Here is a 13,630-nt window from a genome sequence, read left to right on the forward strand (position 1 = left end):
TGCACGGTTCCGTTTCGGTCAGGCAGCGGGGCCGGTGACGAGTGCCACGGCCGCGTCGAGATCATCAGGGGTCTTGATGGCGACAGCCGGCGTGCCCTTGAGCGCACGCTTCGCGATGCCGGTCAGAGCGCCGGCGGGCGCGAGTTCGACGAGGCCGGTGATGCCGGCCGCTTCGAAGCCCGCCATGCAGGCGTCCCAGCGCACTGGGTTCGCGATCTGAGACACGAGGAGGTCAACGAAACGACCCCCGTCGGTGACGCGCGAGCCGTCGGCGTTGGTCCAGAGCGGATGACGAGGATCGGTCGGCGTCACGCCTTCCGCGGCCTCGCGCAGCAGGGGGATTGCCGACGCCATCGCATCGGTATGGAACGCACCCGCGACCTGGAGAGCGATCACGCGCGCTCCGCGCGGCGCATCGGCGGCGAGGGCGTCCAGGGATGCGCGGCTTCCGGCTGCGACGATCTGTCCTCCGCCGTTGCGATTCGCGGGGGTGAGGCCGTGCTCGTCGATCTTGGCGAGCACATCGGCTTCGACGCCGCCCACGACGGCCGCCATACCGGTGTCGGCGCGGGCGGCGGCATCGGCCATCGCGCGCCCGCGCACCGCGACGAGCCGCAGCGCCTCGGCCTCGGTCAATACGCCGGCCGCTGCCGCTGCGGCGAACTCGCCCACCGAGTGGCCGGCGATCCCGGCATCTGCGTTGGAGACGCGAGCTGACAGTTCCCGCCAGGCGAGGAGGCTCGCGGCGACGATCAGCGGCTGCGCGATCGCGGTGTCGCGAATCGTGTCGGCGTCGCTCTGCGTGCCGTGGGCGATCAGATCGACGCCCGCGTGCTCCGAGGCCTCTCCGAGGAAGTCGCGGGCGCCCGGCAGCTCGAGCCAGGGGGCGAGGAAGCCGGGGGTCTGGGAGCCCTGTCCAGGGCAGGCGATAACAATCACGTGTTCCAGTTTCTCAGATCATGGCCGTGCAGCCTGCATATTTCCGACCACACTTTGCGGATTTCTTTGTGGAATCTCGTCAGAGGCGTCGCCGTCATCGGTCACGAGGGCTCGCTAGCGCGACCCTTCCCGCTTCGGAGCCGGGGTACGGCGGCCGTGCTGCGCGATCGACCCGGCGATGAGCGCGGACTGCAGAATGAGGGCTTCGCGCGCACCGGTGGCATTCCACCCGATGACGTCGGAGACCTTTTTCAGGCGGTAGCGCACGGTATTCGGATGAACGAACAGCTCCCGCGCGGTGGCCTCCAGCGACCTTCCGTTGTCGAGGTAGCACCAGAGCGTCTCGAGGAGCTCGCCAGAGTGCGCGGCGAGCGGTTCGTAGATCTGCTCGATGAGGGTGCGTCGTGCGAGTCCGTCTCCCGCGAGCGCGCGCTCGGGAAGGAGATCGTCGGCGGCCACCGGGCGGGGTGCGTGACGCCACGAGCGTGCGACGGCGACCCCGGCGAGTGCCGCTCGAGCGCTGCGCGATGCATCCACCAGGTTCTCGACGGTGGGGCCCAGCACGAGCGGCCCGTCCGAGAACCCGTCGGCGAGCCGTTGAGCGATCTCGAGGAATGACAGCCGCTCGGCAGCACCATTAGCCCCCGGCTCGGGGAGGGGCGCGTCGAGGCGTCCGAGCACGAGCACGAGACGTGTGCCCTGCAGGCCGATCAGCACATCTGCGCCCGCGTGGCGAGCCGAGCGTCGCAACTGGTCGACGTCCACATAGCGTTCGGCGGTGCCGACGAGAACGGCGGCCTCTCCATCGCCGTGCCAACCGAGCGCCGCGATTCGACTGGGCAGCTCGTCATCGCTCTCGCCTGTCAGAATCGAATCGACGACGAGCGCTTCGAGGCGGGCGTCCCAGAGCCCGCGCGCCTCCGCTGCCCGCGCATAGACGTCGGCGGCCGCGAAGGCCACGTCGCGCGAGTAGTGGAGCACGGCCTCCCGCAGCGCCTCACTCTTCGGCGCCACGCGATCCTCCACCACCGAGACCACGACCCGGATCAACTGCAGGGTCTCCTGCAGACTGATCGATCTGAGCAGCTCGCGCGGAGCGGCGCTGAAGACGTCGGACGCGATCCAGGGAGTCGACGTCGGGTCTTCGTACCACTGGATGAACGAACTGATGCCGGTCTGGGCGACCAGTCCGATCGCCGATCGCCGGCTCGGCGGCATATTCCCGTACCAGGGGAGTGTGTCGTCGAGCCGGGTGATCGTGCGGGTCGAGAGCTCACCGGTGATCGTGCGGAGCCACGCGAGCTCCTGCGCTTTCGTTCGATCCATGGGCGTGGCGTCGGGCTGCATCGGGGCGTCCGTCAGGACTCCCCGCCTGCGCCGCCCGTCGAGCCGGCGTTCACGTCGCCGAGGCGATACTGCTCGGCAGCGCGGCGAGGCACGTCGGCGTCGATCTTGCCCTGCAGCGCGAGACGCTGCAGCACCTTCACGACGACCGATTCCCGGTCGATGCCGAAGTAGCGACGCGCCGCTGCGCGAGTGTCGGAGAACCCGAAGCCGTCGGCGCCCAGCACTGAGTAGTCGTTCGGAACGAACGCGCGGATCTGCTCGGGCACCTGGGTGGCCCAGTCGCTCACGGCGACGACGGGTCCGTCGGAACCTCGCAGCTTCTCGGTCAGGTACGGCACCCGCGGCTCGTCGCCGAAGTTGCGGAAGTTGTGATCCTCCGCTGCGACGCCGTCGCGACCGAGCTCGGTCCAACTCGTGACGCTCCACACATCAGCGGCGACGTCCCAGTCGCGGGCGAGGATCTGCTGCGCCTGGAGCGCCCACGGCACGGCCACGCCGGACGCGAAGATCTGCGCACTGTGCGTGCCGGACTCCGCGGCGCGAACCCTGTGGATTCCGCGGACGATGCCCTCGACGTCGACGTTCTCGGGCTCAGCAGGGTGCACGATCGGCTCGTTGTAGACCGTCAGGTAGTACATGACGTTCGGATCCGGGTGCTCTCCGCCGTACATGCGCTCGATACCCGAACGCATGATGTGCCCGAGCTCGTAACCGTACGCCGCGTCGTACGAGACGACCGCGGGGTTGGTCGCGGCGAGTGCGATCGAATGGCCGTCGGCGTGCTGCAGCCCCTCGCCCGTGAGCGTGGTGCGGCCGGCGGTGGCGCCGATCACGAAGCCGCGCGCCATCTGATCGCCGGCGGCCCAGAATGCGTCACCCGTTCTCTGGAACCCGAACATCGAGTAGAAGATGTAGACAGGGATGAGGGGCTCGCCCTGCGTCGAGTACGAGGTGCCGACCGCGGTGAACGCGGCGGCGGCGCCCGCCTCGTTGATGCCGACGTGGATCAGCACGCCCTGCGGGCTCTCCTTGTACGCGAGCAGCAGCTCGCGGTCGACGGAGACGTAGTTCTGCCCGTTGGGGTTGTAGATCTTCGACGTGGGGAAGTACGAATCCATGCCGAAGGTACGGGCCTCATCGGGGATGATCGGGACGATGCGCGGGCCGAACGACTTGTCGCGCATCAGGTCCTTGAGGAGACGGACGAAGACCATCGTCGTCGCGGCCTCCTGCGTGCCGGATCCCTTCGCGGCGATGGCGTACGTCTTCTTCTCGGGCAGCGCCAGCTCGGTGTGCTTCGTGCGGCGCTCGGGAAGGTATCCGCCGAGCTCGCGACGGCGCTCATGGATGTACTGGATCGCCTCGTCATCGTTGCCCGGGAAGTAGTACGGCGGGCGGTACGGATCGGCTTCGAGCTGCGCATCGGAGATCGGAATGCGCATGGTGTCGCGGAACGTCTTGATGTCGTCCAGCGTCATCTTCTTCATCTGATGCGTCGCATTGCGACCCTCGAAGTGCGGGCCGAGCCCGTATCCCTTGACCGTCTTCGCGAGAATGACCGTGGGGCGACCCTTGTGCGCGAGCGCTGCGGCGTACGCCGCGTAGACCTTGCGGTAGTCGTGGCCGCCGCGGCGGAGCTGCCAGATCTGATCGTCGCTGTAGTCGTCGACGAGATGCATGGCGCGCTCGTCCTTGCCGAAGAAGTGGTTGCGGATGTACGCGCCGTTCTCGGCCTTGTACGTCTGGTAGTCGCCGTCGGGCGTCGTGTTCATGATGTTGAGCAGCGCGCCGTCGACGTCGCGCTCCAGCAGGTCGTCCCACTCGCGACCCCAGATGACCTTGATGACGTTCCAGCCGGCGCCGCGGAAGTAGCTCTCGAGCTCCTGGATGATCTTGCCGTTGCCGCGGACCGGACCGTCGAGGCGCTGCAGGTTGCAGTTGATGACGAAGGTCAGGTTGTCGAGGCCCTCGTTCGCTGCGACCTGGAGCTGCCCGCGGCTCTCGACCTCGTCCATCTCGCCATCGCCGAGGAAGGCCCAGACGTGCTGGTCAGAGGCGTCTTTGATGCCGCGGTTCGTGAGGTACTTGTTGAGCTGGGCCTGGTAGATGGCGTTGATCGGACCGAGTCCCATCGACACCGTGGGGAACTGCCAGAACTCGGGCGCCAGGCGCGGATGCGGGTAGCTGGGAAGGCCGCCGCCCGCGTGCGACTTCTCCTGACGGAACCCGTCGAGCTGGTCGGCGGTGAGCCGCCCCTCGAGGAAGGCCCGTGCGTACATGCCGGGGGAGGCGTGCCCCTGCGCGAAGATCTGGTCGCCGCCGCCCGGGTGATCCTGACCGCGGAAGAAATGGTTGAACCCGACCTCGTAGAGAGAGGCGGCCGACGCGTACGACGAGATGTGACCGCCGACGCCGATGCCGGGGGCCTGCGCGCGGTGCACGGTCATCGCCGCGTTCCAACGGATCCACGAGCGGTACTTGCGCTCGAGCTCCTCGTTGCCCGGGAAGTCGGGCTCGTCGTCGGAGGCGATCGTATTGACGTAATCGGTGGTCGGCACCTGGGGCACGTTGAGGTGCAGCTGCCGGGAGCGGTCGAGCAGGCTCGTCATGATCTCGCGGCCGCGCCCTGCGCCCCGCTCTTCGACGACCGCGTCGAGGGACTCGCGCCATTCGGCGGTCTCCTGCGGATCCTGATCTTCGTTCCCGCTTGCGTAGGGATCCTGCGTGTTGACGGCCAAGATTGTGCTCCATTCACCATGAGGCGTGCAGGAGCCAGAACCGCTGGTTGGTGCGTCGGCGCGCTGCACGAAAGGCGCCCGCTGGATTCGCGGGTGTGGCTCCAGACTATCGAATTTGTACGAAGGATCATTCAGCCGACGCCCATCGTGTGTGATTTCAGCACAATCCGCACGGTGTTCGGTGTTTGGCTACAGTTGGTCGCATTGCATCGCGATCGGGTCGTTCGGCCGGAATAGGAGTCCTCATGGTGCTCGCAGCGGGTGCGCTGGCGCCCGAGTTCACGCTGTCGGATCAGTTCGGCGCGGAGGTCGCTCTGTCTGAGCTGCTGCTCGATGGTCCCGTCGCGCTGGTCTTCGTACCGTTCGCCTTCTCGCGCATCTGCACCGCGGAGTTCGCCGAGCTGTCTGCGAGCCAGGGCTTGTTCGCAGAGCACTCGGTGCGACTGATCGGCGTCACGGTCGATTCGGTGTGGACGCTGCGAGCCTGGGCCGAGCACGAAGGATTCGAGCTTCCGATCCTCTCTGACTTCTGGCCGCACGGCGCTGTCTCGCGCGCGTACGGCGCCTTCGTTGAACGCACGGGCGCAGCCTCGCGTGCGAGCGTCCTGATCGGTCGCGACGGGCTCGTCGCCGCGTCCTTCGAATCACCGGTGGGCGAAGCTCGCCCGCTCGCCGACTACGGCGACGCGCTTCGAGCCCTCGCTGCGGAATGACGAGCGCCAAGTGCGCCGTGAGCCTCCCGATTTCTCGGCGGGCCGGGGATTCCCCTAAGCTATGGGGTGCCGCAACGCGGCATCGGGCCTGTAGCTCAGTTGGTTAGAGCATCTCGTTTACACCGAGAGGGTCGGGGGTTCGAGTCCCTCCGGGCCCACCATCACCTACCTCGGCAGTGCCGCTTCGATTGCCGACACGATCGAAGGGTCGTCGGGTTCGACGGTGGGGCGGAAGCGCGCGACCGACCCGTCGGGAGCGACCAAGAACTTCTCGAAGTTCCACTTCACCCGCCCGGCCTTGCCGTCAGCATCCGGGATCTCGCGGAGCTGCTCGTACAAGGGGTGCTTGCGACGCCCGTTCACTTTCACCTTCTCCATGAGGGGGAAGGTGACGCCGTACGACGTGGAGCAGAACGTCTTGATCTCCTCGCCGTCACCGGGCTCCTGATTCATGAACTGGTTGCACGGGAATCCGAGTACGGTGAACCCGCGATCGCCGTACTGCCGCTGCAGGGCCTCGAGCTTCTCGTACTGCGGCGTCAGCCCGCACTTCGACGCGACGTTGACGACGAGCACCGCCCGGTCGGCGTAGTCGGCGAGGGAGACCGGGTCGCCGTCGATGGTCGTGAAAGAGATGTCGCGAAGCTGCATGTCCACAGCCTAGGCCAGCGGCGCGACGGAATGAACCGGCCGCACGATACGTTGGGATCGGTGTCGGGGTGCGTTCGCATTCCGTTGAGTCTGAGAGAGGCACGGTGCGCATGAGTTCGGCCCCGGAGAATGCAACGGTGGGATTCGACGCGAGCGGGGTGACCGGCGCGGATGCGCTGAAACAGGCCTTCAGGGAACACCCTGCCGGCGTCGCGCTCATCACCGCGATGACGGAGGATGGGCCGGTGGGGCTGACGGCCTCCAGCGTCGCCTCCGTGGGGATCGATCCGCCGGCAATCGCCTTCTCCGTCACGCGCGCCACGGGCAGCGCCGGCGGCGTGCTGAGCGCCGACACGCATCTCGTGCATCTCCTCGACTCGCGACACGCGGAGGTCGCGCAGGCGTTCGCCGTGTCGGGCGCTGAGCGCTTCACCGCCGCGCAGGGGTGGTCGTCTCTCGCCACAGGCGAGCCGTACCTGCCTGCCTCGCGAGTCGCGCTGCGCTGCCGCCCGCTCCACACGCTCGGCGTCGGATCCTCGGTGGTCGTGGTCGCCGAGGTGCTCGGAGCCGTGTTCGGGGATGCCGCTGATCCGATGGTGTACGTGGATCGCCGCTTCCACACGCTGCCCTCAGCCGAACGCCCCTAGCATCGACAGCACGACCAGAGGAGAACCGATGAGCGCATCGTCCGAATCATCCGAATCGTCCATGGGAAGCTACGTGACCGGAGGCGCCTTCGAGCGCGACACTCAGTACATCGAGGATCGCATCGTCGCCGACCCGGAGGCCGTGGCCGCGTTGCCGGCGCCGCCGGAGTCGAAGATCGGCTCGCTCGGCTTCGGACTCTCAGAGGGGGCGGAAGCGTGGCCGGTCGAGCCGGGACGGTACCGCCTCATCGCGGCCGCGGCTTGCCCGTGGGCGAATCGCACGCTCATCGTGCGGCGATTGCTCGGACTCGAAGACGTCATCTCGCTCGGGCAGCCGGGGCCGGTGCACGATGCGCGGTCCTGGACCTTCGATCTCGACCCCGATGGCCGCGACCCCGTGCTCGGCAGCGAGCGATTGCAGGAGCACTACTTCAAGCGGTTCCCCGGGTACCCGCGCGGGATCACCGTGCCGGCGATCGTCGATGTGCCGAGCGGTGGCGTCGTGACGAACAACTATCCGCAGATGACGCTCGACTTCTCGACCGAATGGCGCGAGTTCCACCGGCCAGGGGCTCCCGACCTGCTGCCCGTCAAGCTCGTCGACGAGATGTGGCCGGTGATGGAGCGGATCTTCACGGAGGTGAACAACGGCGTCTATCGCTGCGGCTTCGCGGGCAGCCAGGAGGCGTACGACGCCGCGTACGAGCGGCTGTGGACGGCGATGGACTGGCTCGAGGAGCGTCTCTCCACGCGCCGGTTCGTGATGGGCGACACCATCACGGAGGCCGACGTGCGCCTCTTCACGACGCTGGCGCGCTTCGATCCGGTGTATCACGGGCATTTCAAGGCGAACCGAAACAAGCTCAGCGAGATGGAGCACCTCTGGGGGTACGCACGAGATCTCTTCCAGACGCCCGGCTTCGGCGACACCATCGATTTCACGCAGATCAAGCAGCACTACTACGCCACGCACTCCGACATCAATCCGACGCGGATCGTGCCACTCGGTCCCGACCTCTCGAACTGGGAGACCCCTCACGGGCGCGAGCATCTGGGCGGAGAGCCGTTCGGCGACGGCACGCCGCCCGCTCCGCGGCGCTAGCGCGGAACCGCGACGCCGACGGTGTCGAGGTTTCGCGCCTTGTCACGACGTTCGACGGCGATCCCGGCGAGTGCGAGCGCCATGCCGATGACGCCGAGCACGACGCCGACCCAGCCGGGTGCGAGATAGCCGAGGCCCCCGGCGATGGCGAGTCCTCCGAGCCATGCGCCCAGGCTGTTGCCGACGTTGAACGCGGCATGGTTGATGGCGGCGCCGAAAAGCGCCGCTTCCCCTGAGACGCGGATGAGGCGCGACTGGATGGACGGCATGAGAACCGACGACGTCACGCCGAGGAGGAACGTCGTCACGATGAGCCCAACGGGATGCCAGGCGACGAGGGCGTACGCGATGAGCACGGCGATGAACGAGCTGAAGCCGAAGACGATCGTGCGGGTGAGATCTTTGTCGCTCGCCCAGCCGCCCGCGAGATTGCCGATGGTCATCCCGAGGCCCAGACCGGCCAGCACCCACGGCACCGCCGCCTCCGGAAGCCCCGTGAGCCGCGTCGTGACCTCGGCGATGTACGAGTACACGGCGAAGAACCCGCCGAACCCGATGGCACCGACACCGATCATGATCCACAGTCGGTAGTTGCGGAGCGCCGAGAGCTCGCGCATGGCACTGCGCGACGGGTTTCCGGGGAAGCGGGGGAGAAAGGCGACGCACAGCAGGAGCGTCGCGGTGAAGATCACCGCGACGAGCACGTACGCCCAGCGCCATCCGGCGACCTGGCCGATCCACGTCGCGATCGGAACGCCGACGACGTTGGCGACAGTCAGGCCCGAGAGGGCGAGCGCGATCCCTCTGCCCTGCATTCCCGGGCCCATGATGCGAGCGGCGAGAAGCGACGCGACTCCGAAGTAGGCGCCGTGCGGCAGCGCAGCGATGAAGCGCGCGATCGCGAGCGATCCGAACGTCGGCATGAAGACGGAGGCGATCGTGCCGAGGATGAAGAGCCCCAGGAGGAGGAAGGCGAGCTTCGTCTGCGACATGCGGGCGGCCAGCACCGCGAAGGTGGGTGCGCCGACCACCACGCCGAGCGCATAGGCGGTGATCAGCCAACCCGCTCGCGCGATGACCGTGTCGGGCGACTCGGCGAAACCCGGCAGGAGGTCGTGGGCGATCTCCGGGAGGAACCCCATCGTCGCGAACTCCGTCACGCCGATCCCGAAACCGCCGAGCGCGAGTGCGAAGAGCGCGAATCCGCGGCGAAGCGGCGTGAGGTGGGTCATCGAGAGACGCCTTCCCGGAAGTGTGCGGAGCGACGTGCGCGACGCCGAAGTACTGCCGCGTCACGGCGACCCAGCAAGACTACCGGGTGGATCTCACCAGCCGCGCGCCAGCCAGTTCTCAAGGGCGGGCTGCTCCGATGCGATCGTGGTCCCTGCTCCATGGCCGGGCCGCACGGATGTCTCGCCGGGGAGCGGGAACAACCGTGTGCGGATCGAATCGATGATCTCGGGAAAGCTCGAGTACTCCCACCGGGTCGCGCCGGGACCGCCCTGGAAGAGCGTGTCCCCGGAGAAGACCGTCTCGAGCGAGGGCGCGGCGAAGCAGACGGAGCCGGGCGTGTGACCCGGGGTGTGGAGCGTCGTCAGCTCCACACCCGAGACCATGAACGAAGCGGCGTGGGCGAGCTCGATGTCGGGAAGCCGGTCGCCGTGCGTCTCGCTCCAGAGGAACAGGTCATCGGGATGCAGATGGATCAGGGCGTCGAGGCGCGAGGCGAGTTCGACCGCAGCATTGACGTGATCATTGTGACCATGCGTGAGGAGGATGCCGAGGGTCTCGCGATCGCCGACAGCTTCGGCGATCGCGCCGGCGTCATGGCTCGCGTCGATGATGACGACCTGTTCATCGTCCCCGACGATCCATACGTTGTTCTCGATGGGAAACGCCTCCGGCTCAGCACCGCCACGATCGACGAGGATCGTGCCCTGAGTCGTCACGCACTCGACCCGTACTTCGTTCATCGGTGCAGGCTCCTGTTCCTGAGACGGTGCGCTATCCACGGGTGATGACGACCGGGCACGGCAGCGCCTGGAGCACGCCGTGGCTCACCGAGCCCAGCAGCAGTCGTGAAATCCCGCCGCGGCCGCGGCTTCCGACCACGAGCAGCTCCGCGTGCTCGGCTGCCTGCACCAGGGCTGCGACCGGCGACGACTGGATGATCTCGCGGCGCACCTCGAGATCCGGGTATCGATGTGCGATGCCGGCGACGCCGATGGCGATCGCCTCCTCCGCCGCGGCGCGCTGAGCTTCGACCAGCTCTTCGCTCCAGAGGTACTCGAGTCCCGGGGTGAGCGGGGGCATCCACGCGTACACGGCGACGAGCGGAACCTCTCGCAGGGACGCCTGCTCGGACGCGAAAGCGATCGCCCGCTTGGAGGCCTCCGACCCGTCGACGCCGACCACCACGGGGGCGTTCGGTCGCGTCTCGGTCTGGGGGATGACGGCGACAGGGCAGTGGGCGGTAGCAGCCACCTTCACCGCGCGCGTGCCGAAGAACGAACCCGAGAAGCGCCCGCCCTGGTGCGCGCCGAGCACCACCAGGTCTGCCCGCTTCGACGCCGCCTCGATCTCGGCGATCGGGTGCCCGACGACGGCGGTTCCCGTGATGGTGCCGGTGAAGCCGAGCTCGCGGGCGTAGACCGTCTCGGCCTGCAGCATCTGCTCAGAGGCCTGCTGCGCTTCCGATAGAAACGCGACGCTCTCGGACAGGAACGAGTCGTCCGCCACATGTATGAGCTCCACGGCGGCGCCGCGCTCCGTGGCCCGCGCGAGGCCCCAGGCGAGCGCGACCCTGCTCTGCTCGGATCCATCGACTCCGATGAGGTACTTCTCAGACATGATCTGTCCTTTCTCTCCGTTGATGTTCGAGTGAGCAGGGCCGCGAGCGACTCAGCTCTCGAGTACCGGAAGGTGGACCGGGTGGCCACCCGCGAGGTGCTCGATGATGCGCACGACCTGGCAGCTGTAGCCGTACTCGTTGTCGTACCAGACGTACACGACCGCGCTGTCTCCAGTCGCGATGGTCGCGAGGCCATCGACGATGCCGGCGCGGTTGGAGCCGACGAAATCGGTCGAGACGATCTCGTCCGACTCGACGTAATCGATCTGCGTGCGCAGCGCTCCGGTCAGCGAGACCTCTTCCAGGGCGGAGTTGATCTCTTCACGGCTGGTCTCCCGCTCGAGCTGCAGGTTGAGCACGGCCATCGACACGTCGGGCGTCGGCACTCGGATCGCGTTGCCGGTCAGCTTGCCGGCGAACTCGGGGAGCGCCTTTGCGACGGCTTTCGCAGCACCGGTCTCGGCCAGCACCATGTTGAGGGCTGCCGAGCGACCACGTCGAGCGCCCTTGTGGAAGTTGTCGGTGAGGTTCTGGTCGTTCGTGTAGGAGTGCACGGTCTCCACGTGCCCCCGCGTGACGCCGAAGCGGTCGTTGAGCACCTTGAGCACGGGGGTGATCGCGTTCGTCGTGCACGAAGCGGCGCTGAGGATCCGCTGGTCATCGCTGATGGCTCCGTGATTGACGCCGTAGACCACGTTCAGCAGCTCGCCCTTGCCCGGTGCGGTGAGTAGCACGCGCGCGATGCCGGGGTTCTCCAGGTGCTGCGCGAGTCCGTCGGCGTCGCGCCAGCGGCCCGTGTTGTCGACGAGGATCGCGTTCTCGATGCCGTACTGGCCGTAGTCGACGCTCGCCGGGTCGTCCGAGTAGATCACCTGGATCCGCACGCCGTTCGCCAGGATGACGTTCTCGTCTTCGAGCACCTTGATGGTGCCGTTGAAGGGGCCGTGGACCGAGTCGCGCTTCAGCAGGTTCGCGCGCTTCTCGAGGTCGTTCTCGGCGCCGCGGCGCACGACGATCGCCCGAAGATTCAGGCCGTTGCCGCTGCCCGTGTGCTCGATGATGATGCGGGCGAGCAAGCGGCCGATCCGGCCGAAACCGTAGAGAACGACGTCGGTGCCGCTCCCGCCTGCAGCGGCATCCGCGGCGGGCAGGGTCTCGCGCAGATACGCGTCGAGATCGTCGCTGCCCGAATCCCGGAACGCCTTGGCGAGGAGCGCGAGGTCGACGGAGGCGGGACCGGGCTGAATGCGCGCCAGAGCCGTCACGATGGCCGAAGTCTCGACGAGCGGCAGTTCGACGTCATCGATCTTCCGGGCGAAGCTGTGGGCCCGGATGATGTCGATGGGCGATCGGCCGACGAGGCTGCGACCGTGCACGGACATGACGACGTCGTGGTCCCGGTACAGCTGGCCGATGAGCGGGATCATGCGCTCTGCGAGCTCCTGCTTCGCCTTCCACGCTTCGAGGTGATCGTCAGCACGCTGGTTCATGTGAACGGAGGGTTCCTTCCTGAGGAGTACACGAGGGATCGGCCTGCCCGCCGGAGACGTTCGACGTCTCGCCTCCAGTATCCCACGGGCGTGCGGCGAACGCGCCCGGCGCGCGCATGACGCTGTGTGACAGGCGGATTTCGGAGCCCGGCGTCCGTCGCACATCCTGGGATGCGACCCCGCGGGCTGACGGCTCGCATCCCCAATCCCTACATTGAGGAACACTATGACGTTCACGAAGCGCGGCACTCTCGCCGCCTCGCTCACGGCGTGCGCTCTCGCCGCCGCCACCGTTCTCGCCGGGTGCTCGACCGGCGCGTCCGACGATGCTGCCGACTCCGGCGAAGGCTCCGAGACGGTCAAGATCGGCGTCGTCGGAGCAAGCGATCCGTACTGGCAGACCTTCACGGATGCCGCCGCCGACGAGGGCATCACCGTCGAGCTGATCGACTTCACCGACTACAACCAGCCCAACCCGGCGCTGGCCGAAGGCGAACTCGATCTGAATCAGTTCCAGCACATCCAGTACCTCGCCGACTACAACGTGTCGAACGACGACGACCTCGTTTCCGTCGGCGCGACCGCGATCTACCCCCTCGCGGTGTTCTCGACGAAGCACGATGCGCTCGAGGACATTCCGGAAGGCGGCACCGTCGCAGTCCCGTCGGATCCGAGCAACCGCGCCCGTGCGTTGAACGTGCTGCAGTCGGCCGAGCTCATCGAGCTCTCCGATGGCGGAACACTCTTCTCGACGCCCGACGACGTGGACGCGGCGAAGTCCAAGGTCGAGGTCACGGAGATGGATGCATCCTTCACGGCGACGTCGCTCGCTGATGTCGATGCCGCGGTCGTGAACAACGACTTCGTCACCGACGCCGGCCTCGAGTTCTCCGAGGCCCTCTACCAGGACGATCCGAGCGACGAGGGAGCGAAGTACTTCATCAACATCTTCGCTGCGCGCGCCGACGACGCCGACAACGAGACCTTCAAAAAGCTGATCGAGATCTACCAGACCAACGAAGAGGTGCAGGCCGGCGTCGCTGAGAACTCGGGCGACTCCGCGATCCTGCTCGACACCCCGGCTGCTGAGCTGCAGGAGATCCAGGACGACGCAGAGGCGCAGATCGCCGAAAGCAAGGGCTGAATCGGCTC

12 protein-coding genes and 1 tRNA gene are annotated in these 13,630 nt (G+C 67.3%); 5 read left to right on the top strand and 8 right to left on the bottom strand.

What is annotated here, in order from left to right:
* Window positions 1–18 precede the first annotated feature (18 nt).
* The 3 genes from JSQ98_RS03105 to aceE form a co-directional block, all read right to left on the bottom strand.
* Entirely contained in the window at window positions 19–939 is a 921-nt protein-coding gene (locus JSQ98_RS03105) for an ACP S-malonyltransferase (RefSeq protein ID WP_211648335.1), read from the bottom strand.
* A 114-nt stretch (window positions 940–1,053) separates the two neighbouring features.
* On the bottom strand, window positions 1,054–2,265 hold the full coding sequence (locus JSQ98_RS03110) for a PucR family transcriptional regulator (RefSeq protein WP_090149772.1): 1,212 nt from the start codon (window positions 2,263–2,265) through the stop codon (window positions 1,054–1,056).
* Between the two features lie 32 nt (window positions 2,266–2,297).
* Window positions 2,298–5,024 (bottom strand): pyruvate dehydrogenase (acetyl-transferring), homodimeric type, encoded by a 2,727-nt coding sequence (gene aceE, locus JSQ98_RS03115; RefSeq protein WP_211648336.1) that lies wholly within the window; start codon window positions 5,022–5,024, stop codon window positions 2,298–2,300.
* 245 nt (window positions 5,025–5,269) lie between these two features.
* Here aceE and JSQ98_RS03120 point away from each other — a divergent pair, with 245 nt between their 5' ends.
* Window positions 5,270–5,737 (top strand): redoxin domain-containing protein, encoded by a 468-nt coding sequence (locus tag JSQ98_RS03120; protein WP_211648337.1) that lies wholly within the window; start codon window positions 5,270–5,272, stop codon window positions 5,735–5,737.
* A gap of 84 nt (window positions 5,738–5,821) precedes the next feature.
* Window positions 5,822–5,898, top strand: a tRNA-Val gene (locus JSQ98_RS03125).
* A 4-nt stretch (window positions 5,899–5,902) separates the two neighbouring features.
* On the opposite strand, the gene JSQ98_RS03130 is transcribed toward JSQ98_RS03125, so the two are convergent.
* Window positions 5,903–6,388: a glutathione peroxidase gene (locus JSQ98_RS03130; protein ID WP_200328947.1), complete on the bottom strand. Its 486-nt coding sequence runs from the start codon at window positions 6,386–6,388 to the stop codon at window positions 5,903–5,905.
* Between the two features lie 110 nt (window positions 6,389–6,498).
* Here JSQ98_RS03130 and JSQ98_RS03135 point away from each other — a divergent pair, with 110 nt between their 5' ends.
* A complete protein-coding gene (locus JSQ98_RS03135; RefSeq protein ID WP_200328945.1) occupies window positions 6,499–7,035 on the top strand; it encodes a flavin reductase family protein in 537 nt (178 codons plus the stop codon).
* A 28-nt stretch (window positions 7,036–7,063) separates the two neighbouring features.
* Complete coding sequence (locus JSQ98_RS03140; protein ID WP_211648338.1) at window positions 7,064–8,137, top strand: glutathione S-transferase family protein; 1,074 nt, start codon at window positions 7,064–7,066, stop codon at window positions 8,135–8,137.
* Here JSQ98_RS03140 and JSQ98_RS03145 read toward each other — a convergent pair.
* From JSQ98_RS03145 to JSQ98_RS03160, 4 genes are all read right to left on the bottom strand, one after another.
* A complete protein-coding gene (locus tag JSQ98_RS03145; RefSeq protein WP_090148747.1) occupies window positions 8,134–9,369 on the bottom strand; it encodes an MFS transporter in 1,236 nt (411 codons plus the stop codon). The two genes, JSQ98_RS03140 and JSQ98_RS03145, sit on opposite strands and share 4 nt — an antisense overlap.
* A 93-nt stretch (window positions 9,370–9,462) precedes the next feature.
* Window positions 9,463–10,110, bottom strand: a complete 648-nt coding sequence (locus JSQ98_RS03150; RefSeq protein WP_211648339.1) for an MBL fold metallo-hydrolase — start codon at window positions 10,108–10,110, stop codon at window positions 9,463–9,465.
* A gap of 31 nt (window positions 10,111–10,141) precedes the next feature.
* Window positions 10,142–10,987 carry a universal stress protein gene (locus JSQ98_RS03155; RefSeq protein ID WP_090148752.1) on the bottom strand — a complete coding sequence of 282 codons (846 nt, stop codon included), beginning with the start codon at window positions 10,985–10,987 and terminating at the stop codon, window positions 10,142–10,144.
* A gap of 51 nt (window positions 10,988–11,038) precedes the next feature.
* The gene (locus tag JSQ98_RS03160) at window positions 11,039–12,478 is read right to left on the bottom strand and encodes a glyceraldehyde-3-phosphate dehydrogenase (RefSeq protein WP_090148754.1); all 1,440 of its coding nucleotides are present in this window, start codon (window positions 12,476–12,478) and stop codon (window positions 11,039–11,041) included.
* A 226-nt stretch (window positions 12,479–12,704) separates the two neighbouring features.
* Here JSQ98_RS03160 and JSQ98_RS03165 point away from each other — a divergent pair, with 226 nt between their 5' ends.
* Entirely contained in the window at window positions 12,705–13,622 is a 918-nt protein-coding gene (locus tag JSQ98_RS03165) for a MetQ/NlpA family ABC transporter substrate-binding protein (RefSeq protein WP_090148757.1), read from the top strand.
* Window positions 13,623–13,630 lie beyond the last annotated feature (8 nt).

It is taken from the genome of Leucobacter manosquensis, assembly GCF_018304845.1.
In the GTDB taxonomy this organism is placed as follows: Bacteria; Actinomycetota; Actinomycetes; order Actinomycetales; family Microbacteriaceae; genus Leucobacter; species Leucobacter alluvii.